The organism is Xanthomonas sp. BRIP62418 (assembly GCF_003993495.1).
Taxonomy (GTDB): Bacteria; Pseudomonadota; Gammaproteobacteria; order Xanthomonadales; family Xanthomonadaceae; genus Xanthomonas; species Xanthomonas euroxanthea.
In genome coordinates, this window is sequence record NZ_QEZG01000040.1 from 220,432 (window position 1) to 232,554 (window position 12,123).

Sequence of the window (12,123 nt, forward strand, 5' to 3'; positions counted from 1 at the left end):
CGCGGCGGCATTCGGGTTGGATGCAAGGCCCGTCAGGATGGTTGGTGTGCGTAGTTCGAGCAACGCACGATGCGCGGCTGGCCGGTTGCAGCGCTTGGTTGCGGTCAGCCGCCGTCGCGCAGCAATTGGGCATCCAGCTCTGCCAATCGCTGCGGCGTGCCGACATCGGTCCAGCGTCCGGCATGGTGGATGCCATCGATCAGCCCTGCCGCCATCTGCGCGCGCAGGATTGGCGCCAGCGCAAACCGTGGTGCCGCGCCGCTGGGCTCCGGCAGCTGGCCGATGACCGATGGCCAGTCGCGCAGCAGCGCCGGTCGATACATGCCGATGCCGGAATAGGTGAGCGTTGCCGGCAGGTCCTCGCGCACCTTGCCATCGGCATCCAACGCAAAATCTGCGCGCGCTGCATAGGCGGGGCGTTCGACCAGCACCAGCTGCGCCAGGCCCGCCGGCGCGGCCGACAGCCGCGCGAAATCGAAATCGGTCCAGATATCGCCGTTGACCAGCAGGAACGGCGCATCGCCCAGCAACGGCAATGCATGCAGCATGCCGCCGCCGGTTTCCAGCGGGGTGGCGCCCTCGAAGGAATACGTCAGCCGCAGCCCGAACGCGCCGCCATCGCCCAGTACCTGCGGAAATTGGTCGGCCAGCCACGAGGTATTGATCACCACCTCGTCCACGCCCAGTGCGGCCAGCTTGCGTAGATGCCAGACGATCAGCGGTGTGCCGCCGACCGACAGCAGCGGCTTGGGCGTGTGTTCGGTCAACGGACGCATGCGCTCGCCAAAGCCGGCCGCAAAGATCAGCGCCTTCATGCGCCGGCCTGTGCGGAGCGTGCCACCAGGGCAGGTTTGACCAGCTTTTCCAGCAGGCCGACCAGCGGCGCAAGGTCGGGATGACGCGGCAACACCTCGTCCAGATAGGCGATGAAACGTGGCACGTTATCCAGATACCAATGCTTGCCGTCGCGATGGCTCAGGCGCGAGAAGATGCCGAGATTCTTCAGGTGCCGCTGCACGCCCATCCAGTCCGCATCGCGCAGGAATTGCGCCAGCGGCGGCACCGGCAATCCGGCCGCTGCCGCACGTGCGTGGTAGCGCTCCAGCCAGCCATCCACGCGCGCCAGCGGCCAGCTCACCGAGGTGTCCTTGAACAGGCTGATCGGGTCGTAGGCGATCGGGCCGATCACGCAATCCTGGAAATCCAGCACCGCCGGCCCGTCGCCGACCGGCATCAGATTGCGCGGCATGAAATCGCGATGGGTGAACACGCGCGGCTGCGCCAGTGCGTTGTCCATCAAACGGCGCTGCACCAACTGCAGCTGCTCGGCATGGCCGCAGTCCAGCTGCAAGCCGAGGTGGCGGCCGAGGAACCATTCTTCGAACAGGCCGGCATCGCGTTGCAGCAGCGCCTCGCCGAACTCGCCACTGTCGGCAGGTGGCGGAATGCGCTGCAGCAGCAACAACTGAGTGATCGCAGCATCCAGCAACGCGTCGGCATTGGCGTCGGTCAGCACCTGCGCCAGGGTCGGCACGCCCAGGTCTTCCAGCAGCAGGAAGCCGGTTTCAAGATCCTGCGCAAGCACCTGCGGCACCCGCACGCCGTGCTGGCCGAGCAGGGCGTGCATGCGCAACCAGGGCGCCACATTTTCCAGTGCAGGTGGCGCATCCATCAGGATGCGGTCCACGCCGCGTCCCTGGGTACGCCAGTAACTGCGGAATCCCGCATCGACCGAGGCACGTTGCAGCGTGACCTCAGGGGCGTTCAACGCATGCTGCGCCCATTGCAGGCGGAGCGCAGCGCGCGCGGTATCTGGAGTCAATGATGACGTCATGGGTGAATGCTGTGTCGTGAAGTGAGGCGCAGCCTGGTCGAAAACGACGCAGGTTCGATCAACGCTTGCTGCCGCTGAACAGCCGCAGCAGTGCCAGGATTGCGATCGCACCCAGCAACGCACCGAGGAAACCGGCCGGTTCGCCGGCGTGGTACCAGCCCATGTAGCGGCCGAACCAGCTGGCGACCAGTGCACCGGCGATGCCCAGCACGATGGTCAGCAGGCAGCCCAGGCGCTGCGTGCCAGGGGTGATGAAACGGGCCAGCAGCCCGACCACGAAGCCGACCAGAATGATGTAAAGCCAGCTGTCGCTACCGAAGAGAGTGTTCATCGCAGGCACTGAGGGGAGGGGATCGGCAGACTAGCATTCGCCGCCGCCGCGACCACGTGTGCCGCGCTGGCTGTCGCCATGGCGTTGGGGCTGCATCCATATGCGCGCGCCGCAGCGCATGGCGACGCGCTGGGCAGCCCCGACATGCGCGGGGCGGCCCAGGCATCAATCAGCAGCAGCCATGCCCGCCATGACGGGTGCCGCTGTCGGCCGCCACCGGCGAGCCGCTGGTCTCGCCGCGCAGGCAGGCGGCGTGATGCTCGGCAATCACCTTCGACACGCAGGCCGTCACCCGCTTGCCCATCGGGATGTGCAGGAACTCGTTCGGCCCATGCGCATTGGAATGCGGGCCAAGCACGCCGGTGATCATGAACTGCGCGCCGGGGAACTTCTCGCCCAGCATGCCCATGAACGGGATCGAGCCGCCTTCGCCCATGTACATCGCCGGCTTGTCGAAGAACGCCAGGCTGGCGTCGTCGATGGCCTTTTCCAGCCACGGCGCCATCGCCGGCGCATTCCAGCCGGACGAGGCCTTTTCCAGCTCCAGCGTTACCTGGGCGCCATTGGGCGGATCGCGCAGCAGCGCTTCCTTGAGCAGTTCGCCGCAGGCCTTGCCGTCGGCGGTCGGCGGCAGCCGCAGCGACAGCTTCACTGCGGTCTGCGGACGCAGCACGTTGCCGGCCGACGCCAGCGGCGGCATGCCGTCCACACCGGTGATCGACAGCGCCGGGCGCCAGGTGCGGTTCAACACCAGCTCGGTGAGGTCGTCATGCATCGGCACCAGGCCCTCGACCATCGGGAACTTGTCGAAGATGGCGGTATCCAGCGTCGCCGCTGCGGCCTTGGCCTGCGCCAGCCGTTCGGCCGGCACGTCCACGTGCAGTCCGTCCAGCAGGATGCGGCCGCTGGCTTCGTCCTCGATCCGCGACAGTAGCTGGCGCAGCAGGCGGAAGCTGGACGGCACCACGCCGGAGGCATCGCCCGAATGCACGCCTTCCTCCAGTACCTTCACGCTCAGGTTGCCGCCGGTCAGCCCGCGCAGCGAGGTGGTGCACCACAGTTGCTCATAGTTGCCGCAGCCCGAATCCAGGCACACCACCAGCGACGGCTTGCCGATGCGTGCGGCCAGATGATCGACATAGGCCGGCAGGTCGTAGCTGCCGGATTCCTCGCAGGCTTCGATCAGCACCACGCAGCGCGCATGCGGCAGGCCCTGGGTACGCAGCGCCAGCACCGCCGCCAGCGAACCGAAGATCGCATAGCCATCGTCGGCGCCGCCGCGCCCGTACAGCTTGTCGTCGCGCAGCACCGGTTCCCACGGACCGAGGTCGGCATCCCAGCCGGTCATTTCCGGCTGCTTGTCCAGGTGGCCGTACAGCAGCACGGTGTCGTCGCCCGATTCGGTGCCGGTGGCCGGAATCTCGATGAAGATCAACGGCGTGCGGCCTTCCAGGCGCACCACCTCGACCTGCATGCCGTCGATCGCCTGCGCGCGCGCCCAGGTTTCCATCAGGGTGACGGCCTGCTCCATGTAGCCGTGCGCGACCCAGTCGGCGTCGAACATCGGCGATTTATTGGGAATGCGGATGTAATCGACCAATTGCGGGACGATCTCGCGGTCCCAGGTGTCGCTGATGAATTGGTCGATCTTGGCGCTGTCCATGGAGGCTCCGAATACGTGGCGTAACGGCACATTCTACGCCCGTGCCTGGGGGTAGGTATTTCCCTACAAGCCGGCGCGCAGTTCACCGGCTGTGTGAAAAGTTCGTTGGCGATAGGATTGCTGCATGTGGCGCGGGACACTGGCTCCGCCGGCAGGAATGCTGGCTAGGACCATCACCCAAGCCACAAGGAGCGTTGCAATGAGGTCATTTACCGTAGTCCTGAAGTCCCTGCTACTGGCGTTGCTGTTGTCCTCGAATGCGTATGCACTCGACAAGGTCGATATCAACACCGCGTCTGCTGAGGAATTGGACAAGGTGCTGACGAATGTCGGGCGATCAAAAGCCGAGGCAATCGTCGAGCACCGTCAGGCAAACGGTCCCTTCAAAAGCGCCGAGGAACTGGCACTGGTCAAGGGCATCGGACTCAAGACGGTCGAACGGAATCGCGACCTGATCGAAGTAGGAGCCACGATGGCTCCCGCCAAGAAGGCTGCCAAGGGGGCGGCGGTGAAACCGGTGGGACGGCGTTAAGGGGAAAGGATCCGAGATACGGTTCGACGCGAGGATGCGTGGCCGCAACCTAACTGGACAGGATGTCCGGGGGATGGCTGGAAGCCGACAAGGACGTGGAATCGCCCGGTGTTGCACTTGGATGTGCAGCCGGGCGTTTTTCGTTTTGGGGACTCGACGCGGATTGGCTGGCGCGCGTGGCCATTCCGGGGACGCCGGTGGTGCGGCGGAAATGAGTGATGCAGTGGGCCACTCGTAGCGCTCTGCTCCTGGCGGTAAGCCCACTCCGCTGGTCAACCGTCAGCCTGTGGCATACGTTTCAACTGCAGGCTTCCGTCTGCTCAGCGGCATCTTGCAGGTGATTGCTGGTTGCCAGCACGTGCCCAGCATTATTGGTTGATGGTATTGCCCGCATCTGTCGCGGAGCCCGGTCGATACGCTGGCGCGCCGAGCCGGGGGATGACGGACCACCGCAGCGCTTCAGGCACAATGCGCCGATGCAGCCCACAGACCTGAGCAGCCGGGTGATTCCGGCCACTGACTACCGCCGCGAGCGGTGGCGCAATCAATTGGGCTGGACGCGCGAGATCCTGTGCCTCGGCGATGCCGACGCGTGGGCGCTACGCCTGTCGATCGCCGAGATCGAACAGGATGCGGTGTTTTCTGCATTCCCAGGCATCGATCGCGAGCTGGTGCTGTTGCACGGCAATGGTATGCGGCTGCAGTTTGGTGATGCTGGCTGCGACAGAAGTGCAGGTGCAGGTGCAGGTGCAGGCATTGGTACTGCTACTCCTACTGCGACTGGCGGCGGCACTGGCGGCAAAAACGATAGCGGCAGCGACAATGAGGGCGGTGGCGCTGGGCGTGGCGGCCATGATGCTGGAGGCGATGGTGGCATCGGTGCTGCTGGCGGCAATCATCGCAGCTGCACATTGCTGCCGCCGTACCAGCGCGTCCGATTCGCAGGCGAAGAAAGGGTGCATGCGATGCTACTCGACGGACCGACCCAGGATTTCAATCTGATGTGGCGGCGCGATCTGCTGCAGACCCAACTGCTGCATCGGCCGCTGGTCGGCACCATGCTGTTTTTCGCCGATCCGGGCAGCGCCTGGGCGATCCATCTGCTCGCAGGCCAGGCCAGCTTTGGACGCGACAGCGGTTTGCCACCGTTGGCTGCCGGCGATACCGCATGGCTGAGTGCCTCCACGCGCACCCGCTATGTGCTCGATGGCGGCGGCGAGTTGCTGGCGATCCGGGTGAGTCCGGTCTAGGGCGTTTCACTTATGCCGTGAGCACACAGCCACCGCAGGCATCGATGATGCGGATTGCAGCAACGGGCGCGCTGGCCTGGCTGCCAGGTCGTCGCTGCGTTGATCGCTGTTGGCAGCGCTGCACCCGAGGGTTCAATACACGTCGCGGCGATAGCGGCCGTTGCGTAGCAGTTCCTGTCTGGCCTCGGCACCGAGAATGGCATCCAGGGTCCGGTCAAGCTCCGGTGCCATGCCGCGCAGGCTGCCGCAGACGTAGATGCAGGCGCCTTGATCAACCCAATGACGCAAGCGGTCGGCAGCGGCGGCCAGTGCGTGTTGGACATAATGTGGTGGCTGTTGCTGATCGCGCGAGTAGACAAGCTCCAGGCGCTCGATCCAGCCATCCTGCTGCCACTGCTGCAGCTCGTCGGCGTACAGCGCGTCGTGCGCGGCATTGCGTTCGCCGAACAGCAGCCAGTTACGACGCGCGCCGGTCGCGATGCGTGCACGCAGATGCGCGCGCAGACCGGCGATGCCGGTGCCGTTGCCGATCAGCAGCATGGGCTGCTCGGGTGCGGGCGGGTGGAAGCCGGGGTTGCTGCGCAGGCGCAGCGCGATGGCTGCGCCGATCGGTGCATGGACGCAGAGCCAGCCGCTACCCAGGCCCAGGCTGCCGTCGGCGTGCCGGTGCTCGCGCACCAGCAGTTCGGCATGGCCTTCCTCGGGAATGGAGGCAAGCGAGTAGTCGCGATGGGGCAGGGCGGCCAGGCGGCGCACCATTGCTTCTGCGTCCATTGCTGAGCTCAGGCCTGTCCTTGTAGCTATGCCTGCAGCCGCCTCTGTATTCGTACCCACACCTGGGCCACTTTCGCCTCCGGCTTCTGCTTCTGCATCGGGACTGGCACCGGCACCCACATCGATACCGAGAGCGGCATCGGCATCGACGGGAAGTTGCGCGCCGCCGAGCCAGTCGCGCAGGGGGCGGCCGTCGATGTACTGCGCGCCATCGCGTTGGTTGCGCTGCAGCCAGGACTCCACCGCGTCCGGCGTGTTACGCGGTGCAATCTCCGCGATATCGCCTGCGCTCCAGTGCGGCAATGCGCCATCACATGGCACCAGGCGCAGCCGGTAAATCGGTGCGCCCGCGCTGCCGGGATTGACGTGGATGCGCTCGCGTAGCTGCCAGGCGGTGTAGGTCGGCAGGCTCCAGTCCGACTGCGTCGCGAGTGCGGGCGCCAGTTCCGCCAGACGGCCTTGCCAGTGCTGCAGTGCGTTCGGGTCGGCGTTATCGACCTCGATGCGCTCGAACAGGCGCGTGGCGCCGCGCGCCTGCAGCCGATCGTCGAGGCGCCGGCCGAACGCGCAGAAGTGCGCATAACCACGGTCGCCCAGGGCCAGCACCGCGTACTGCACGGCAGTCAGATCCTGCGCGTCGTCGGCAAGCCAACTGCGCTCGGCCGACTGCGCGTGGTCGGGTGCATCGCCTTCGCCGGTGGTGCTGACGATGCACAACAGCCGCGGCACGCGTACGAGTTGATCGCGATCGACGGCCTCGATCGGCAGCGCATGCGCGCCGACGCCTGCCGATCGCAGCGCGGCAACGCTGCGTTGCGCCAGTTCGCGCGCAAATCCGGTCTGGCTTGCCCAGACGATCAACACGCCGCTGGCGTCTGCGCGTTGTGCGCCAACGCGCGTGCGCGCACGCAGCAGCACGGCCGTGCACAGGCCCAGGTACAGCGCCAGGCCGAGAGCTGCCAGTTGCCAGCGCTGCGGCGTGGGAGCAATCCACCATGTGCCGTCATGCAAGCCGCCCAGCCAGCCGACGACGCCGGCAAGCGCCAGCAGAACCAGCCCATTGCCCAGCCACACGCGTGAGGTGGCGCTGCTCATGACGCGGACAGGTGGCGTTCGAACACCGGGCTCATGGATTCGAGCAGAATGCCGTCCTTGCGCACCAGAAATCGCACGGCCAGGTCCGCCTTGCGTGCACGAGCAAGACCGGCATCGACGCCAAGCACGGTCATCGCGGTGGCCCAGGCGTCGGCCTGCATCGCATCGGGAGCCAGTACGGTGACCGCCGCGGGGGCATGCGGAACGGGCGTGCCGCTGCGTGGGTCGAAGGTATGCGTATAGCGCGTGCCATCGGCATCGAAGCGGTGCCAGCGATCGCCGGAGGTGGCCACTGCCAGCCCCTCCAGTGCCAGCACGCGTGCCGGCAGCGCGGTGCCGGCATCTTCGTCGGGGGCCGATTCGACCAGCACGCGCCACACGTTGCCATCGGGCTTGCGCCCGTAGCCGAACAATTCGCCGCCGACCTCGATCAAGGCACTGTCGATCCCCGACTGCAGCAAGGCGCGATGTACGCAGTCCACACCAAACCCTTTGGCGATGCCGGACAGATCCAGTGCCGCTGCGCCCGGCTGCAGCACGCGCCTGCCATCCAGCCGCAGGCGCTGCCAGCCGCAGCGCAGGCTGGCCAATGCGATCGCCTCCGCTGTCGGCACCCGCTGACGCCCGCCGGCAGCGCCGAAACCCCATAGCTCGACCATCGGGCCGACGGTGGGATCGAAGGCGCCATCGCTGGCCTGTGCAATCTCGAGTGCGGCGCTCAGCACCGCGTGGAATTCGTCGGGCAGGCGGTGCCAGCTGCCTGGCGGTGCGCGGTTGTAGCGGCTGATATCCGAATCGGCTTGCCAGGTGCTCATCTGCGCAACCACCCGGTCCAGTGCGGCCTGGATGCACGCATGCAAGGGGTGCAGATCGCGTCCGCGCGGCGCCACCAGCTTCACGCTCCAGGTGGTGCCCATGCTGCGGCCGCCGAGCGTGGCAATGGCGTGGTCGGCGGAAGACGGTACGGGCATGGACGGATCGTATGAAAATGGGGCGGCAGGATGCACGCTGTGCGCGCTCCTGCCGCGTGCCGGCAGATTACTGCGGCAGCACTTCCAGCGTGGCGACATAGCCCAGGCGGCGCTGCCTGGCCTGCGGCAGCGAGGTTTTCTTGTCTTCGGTGGTGGTTTCCAGCCAGTACATGCCGGCCTCCGGCCAGGTCACGCTGAAGCCGCCCTTGGCATCGGTGGTGAGCTTGATCTCGTTCTGCGCATCGCGATAGCGGGTACCGCCGCGCACGATCTCGATCTCCAGCCCGGCCGCCGGCTTGCCATCCAGTTGCAGCGTGAACCGCGCCGCCTCGCCGGCGACCAGATCGTTGGGATGGGTCACCGGCACCAGCTCGATGCCCTTGCCGCTGGGCTTGAACACGGTGGTGGTCGGCGCGCCGCGGGTGACGAAAGTTTCCACGCGATTGAAGGACTGCGAGACCTGCAGGTCCTGCGCGTTCTTCGGCACCTCGGTGGCGAAGCGGGCTTCGTCGCCGCGCCAGCGCTTGGGCTTGCCGTCTTCCTTCCAGCTGGCGAACAGGCCGGCGTTGACGATGCTCAGCTTGTAGGTGCCGGGTTGGGTGAGCTGCAGATCGAACACGCTGCGGTACTTGCCGGTGGCCGGATTTTCCGGCGTGAGCGCGCTGCCATCGGGTGCGGTGATGCTCAGCTTGTCCAGGCGCAGCGGCACGTGGTTGAAGTAGAACAGGTCGTTGGAGACCGCCGCATCCACGGTGATCCACGGCGCCTCGCCGGCGATGACGGTCTGCGACGGCAGCAACCAGGCCTTGTGGGCGAGTGCGCTGACCGGCAGTGCGGCGAGCAGGGCGACCAGGACGAGCGAACGTTGCATGACAACTCCTTGAAGGACGATAAGGGCGGTGGGCACGTGTCTGATCAGCGCGCGTCGCTGCGCTGGCTGGATGCGTGGGACAAAAAAGCGGGAGACGATCTGCTGAAGCGGCTGCAGCGGGCGCCAGCGGGGTAGGGACGCAAGCGGCCCGCGCCACCGGCCGACGCCAGGCGTTACGGCTTGGCGACCAGGCTGACGACGCCCAGTTCGCTGCTGCCGCTGGCCTTGGCGCTCTGCGGCGCCTTGGCCGGCCAGCTGAAAGGCACCTTGACCAGCTCGCGGCCGCCGACCTCGCGCGCGGCTTCCACCACCAGCGTGTACTGGCCGGCCGGCAGCGACGTCAACGTGCCCTTGGTGTCGGAGAACGACAGCGCATGCACGCCGGCCGGGCGGGTGGGGCCGGTGACGCCGTCGACCGGCACCTCCAGGGTGCGCCCGCTCTTGCGCCACCACTGGCGCAGGTCCGGCAGCCACTTGGTGCCATGGCCTTCGGCGGTGTCCTTGGATTGATACCAGACCGCCAGGTTGGCGGCGACCTTCTGGTCCGCGCCTTCCAGCCAGATCGCCACATACGGGCGGTGGTACTCGGCGACGTTGAGCTTAGGAATCTCCACGTTGATGTCGAGCGTGGCGGCGTATGCCGGCATGGCGAGCAGGCCGCTCAGGGCGATGGTCAGGGTGGCGCGCATGATCGTCTCCGGTAGAAAGGTCAGTGGATCAACAGCAGGGCGAGCAGTAACGGAATCAGCAGGCCCAGGCCGACCAGCGGCCAGGTCATGCGGCGCTGGCGCGCATGCAGATGCAGCAGGAACAACCCGGTGATGCAGAACACCAGGCAGGCGATGGCGAACACGTCGATGAACCAGCCCCAGGCCGGCCCTGCGTTACGGCCCTTGTGCAGGTCGTTGAGATAGGCGATGGCGCCGCGCCCGGTACGCTCGTATTCGATCGCGCCGGTGTTGCGATCCAGGCTCAGCCACGCATCGCCGCCGGGGCGCGGCAGCGCCAGGTACACCTCGTCGGCCGACCATTCGCCGTTGCGCGTGCCGATGCTGATCTCCAGCTCACGCCCCAGCCAGTGCGCTACGCGTGGCGGCAGCGGGGCGTCGCCATCTTCGCGGGTGCCCAGGGACTTGAGCAGTGCCGGCGGCAGCGTGAGCGTGCGGTGTTCGGTCGAGGGGCTGGCTTCGATGCGCGCGGCGTGATTCAAGGTCAGCCCGGTGATGGTGAACAGCAGCATGCCGATCAGGCACAGCGCCGAACTGATCCAGTGCCATTGATGCAGCATGCGCAGCCAGAAGCCGCGGCGTTGCTGCGTGGTGGCCAGGGTGTCATTGGAAGTGGCCATGCCGCGCTCAGGCCACGTCCGCTGCCGGGGACGGCTGCAACTGCGATTGCCGCGCGGTCACTTCGCTCAGCAACGCGCGCAGACGTGGGTGCGTTGCACCCGCCAGCAACGGCGTGAGCTGTTGCAGGAAGCCGGCATGCCCGCCGGCGATCGCACGGCGCATCCAGCGCTCGGCCTGATCGAGGTCGCCGGCATCCGCGAGCAAGGTGGCGTAACTGGCCTGGCCGCGAAAATCGCCTGCTTCTGCAGAGCGGCGATACCAGTGGCGCGCAGCGATCGGATCCGCGGTGCAGGCCAGGCCCTGGTCGAGATAGCGCGCCACAAAGTTCATCGACTTGGCGTGCCCGCGTTCGGCGGCCGTGCGGTACAGCGCAAGCGCCTGGGCGTGGTCCTGTGGCACGCCACGCCCGGAGCCGTACAGATGCGCGAGGTTGTACATGCCCCAATCCAGGCCATGTTCGGCGGCGCGGCGATACCACAGCGCCGCCAGCACCTCGTTGCACGCGGTGCCGAAGCCCAGTTCATGGCAACGCCCCAACTGGTTCATCGCTTCCGCATGCCCGGCATTGGCGGCCACCTCGTACCACAGCATGGCCATGGCCGGATCGGCGGGGATGCCGCGGCCCTCGGCGTAGAGCTGCGCGAGCAGCAGTTGCGCCGCCAGATCCTGGCGCTCGGCGGCCTTGCGCAGCCATGCGATCGCGCGATCGGGGTGAGTGCGCAGCAGGTCGATCAACTGCGTGGGGTCCGGTGCGGGCTCAGACATCGGCCCATTGCCGCAACAGGTTGTGATACACGCCGGTGAGCTGGATCAGCGAGGGATGGCCAGGGGTGTCCTGGGTCAGCCGCCGGATGGACACATCCAGTTCGAACAGCAGGCGCCGCTGCGCATCGTCGCGCAACATGCTTTGCGTCCAGAAGAAACACGCCACGCGGGCGCCGCGGGTCACCGGCATCACCCGATGCAGGCTGGTGCCGGGATAGATCACCAGGTGCCCGGCCGGCAGCTTCACCGACTGCGTGCCGTAGGTGTCTTCGATCACCAGCTCGCCGCCGTCGTAGCTGTCCGGGTCGCTGAGGAACAAGGTGGCGGAGACATCGGTGCGGATGGGATCTGCGCCGCCGCGACTGCGGTCGTAACGGATCGCGTTGTCGACGTGATACCCGAACGACTGCCCGCCGCTGTAGCGGTTGAACAGCGGCGGATAGATGCGCCGCGGCAACACCGCCGAAAAGAACGTGCTGTTGCGCGCGAGCGCCTCGAGCACCAGCGCGCCGGCCTCGCGTGCAATGGCGCTGTCTTCGGGCAGTTGTGCGTTGTCCTTGGCCTGCGCGGACTGATGGCCGGCAGTGATGCGGCCGTCCGCCCAGTCGGCTGCGTCCAGCCGTGCCCGCAACTCGCCGAGTTGTGCGGGGGTGAGGACATCGGGAATGGGCAGCAACATGGGCAGATC

13 protein-coding genes are annotated in these 12,123 nt (G+C 66.8%); 2 read left to right on the forward strand and 11 right to left on the reverse strand.

Translation table 11 applies throughout. From position 1 onward, the window contains the following. Positions 1-104: 104 nt before the first annotated feature. The 4 genes from murU to EO174_RS13945 all read right to left on the reverse strand — a co-directional run bounded on the left by murU (position 105) and on the right by EO174_RS13945 (position 3,828). Positions 105-815 carry an N-acetylmuramate alpha-1-phosphate uridylyltransferase MurU gene (gene murU / locus EO174_RS13930; RefSeq protein WP_126945097.1) on the reverse strand — a complete coding sequence of 237 codons (711 nt, stop codon included), beginning with the start codon at positions 813-815 and terminating at the stop codon, positions 105-107. Beyond that, positions 812-1,834, reverse strand: a complete 1,023-nt coding sequence (locus EO174_RS13935; protein ID WP_126945100.1) for a phosphotransferase — start codon at positions 1,832-1,834, stop codon at positions 812-814. The genes murU and EO174_RS13935 overlap by 4 nt, the downstream gene beginning before the upstream one ends. Before the next feature lie 58 nt (positions 1,835-1,892). After that, the gene (locus EO174_RS13940) at positions 1,893-2,165 is read right to left on the reverse strand and encodes a GlsB/YeaQ/YmgE family stress response membrane protein (RefSeq protein WP_104583065.1); all 273 of its coding nucleotides are present in this window, start codon (positions 2,163-2,165) and stop codon (positions 1,893-1,895) included. Positions 2,166-2,334: 169 nt separating this feature from the next. Further along, a complete protein-coding gene (locus EO174_RS13945) occupies positions 2,335-3,828 on the reverse strand; it encodes a M20 family metallopeptidase (protein ID WP_115677650.1) in 1,494 nt (497 codons plus the stop codon). Positions 3,829-3,985: 157 nt separating this feature from the next. On the opposite strand from EO174_RS13945, the gene EO174_RS13950 reads away from it, so the two are divergent. Beyond that, on the forward strand, positions 3,986-4,360 hold the full coding sequence (locus tag EO174_RS13950) for a helix-hairpin-helix domain-containing protein (RefSeq protein WP_321186573.1): 375 nt from the start codon (positions 3,986-3,988) through the stop codon (positions 4,358-4,360). Positions 4,361-4,836: 476 nt separating this feature from the next. Next, positions 4,837-5,610, forward strand: coding sequence for a HutD family protein (locus EO174_RS13955; RefSeq protein ID WP_126945357.1), 774 nt, complete (start codon positions 4,837-4,839; stop codon positions 5,608-5,610). A gap of 132 nt (positions 5,611-5,742) precedes the next feature. Here EO174_RS13955 and EO174_RS13960 read toward each other — a convergent pair whose 3' ends face one another. From EO174_RS13960 to EO174_RS13990, 7 genes are all read right to left on the reverse strand, one after another. Further along, a complete protein-coding gene (locus EO174_RS13960) occupies positions 5,743-7,479 on the reverse strand; it encodes a sulfite reductase flavoprotein subunit alpha (RefSeq protein ID WP_126945103.1) in 1,737 nt (578 codons plus the stop codon). Beyond that, entirely contained in the window at positions 7,476-8,450 is a 975-nt protein-coding gene (locus tag EO174_RS13965; protein WP_164740205.1) for an FAD:protein FMN transferase, read from the reverse strand. Before EO174_RS13965 ends, EO174_RS13960 begins: the two co-directional genes overlap by 4 nt. A 67-nt stretch (positions 8,451-8,517) precedes the next feature. Then, entirely contained in the window at positions 8,518-9,321 is an 804-nt protein-coding gene (locus tag EO174_RS13970; protein WP_126945106.1) for a DUF4198 domain-containing protein, read from the reverse strand. A 173-nt stretch (positions 9,322-9,494) separates the two neighbouring features. Beyond that, a complete protein-coding gene (locus EO174_RS13975) occupies positions 9,495-10,010 on the reverse strand; it encodes a DUF2271 domain-containing protein (RefSeq protein ID WP_126945109.1) in 516 nt (171 codons plus the stop codon). 20 nt (positions 10,011-10,030) lie between these two features. Then, positions 10,031-10,669: a PepSY-associated TM helix domain-containing protein gene (locus tag EO174_RS13980; RefSeq protein WP_119131201.1), complete on the reverse strand. Its 639-nt coding sequence runs from the start codon at positions 10,667-10,669 to the stop codon at positions 10,031-10,033. Between the two features lie 7 nt (positions 10,670-10,676). Continuing rightward, on the reverse strand, positions 10,677-11,435 hold the full coding sequence (locus tag EO174_RS13985) for a tetratricopeptide repeat protein (protein ID WP_126943430.1): 759 nt from the start codon (positions 11,433-11,435) through the stop codon (positions 10,677-10,679). Continuing rightward, positions 11,428-12,114 (reverse strand): Fe2+-dependent dioxygenase, encoded by a 687-nt coding sequence (locus EO174_RS13990; RefSeq protein WP_104583074.1) that lies wholly within the window; start codon positions 12,112-12,114, stop codon positions 11,428-11,430. The genes EO174_RS13985 and EO174_RS13990 overlap by 8 nt, the downstream gene beginning before the upstream one ends. Positions 12,115-12,123 lie beyond the last annotated feature (9 nt).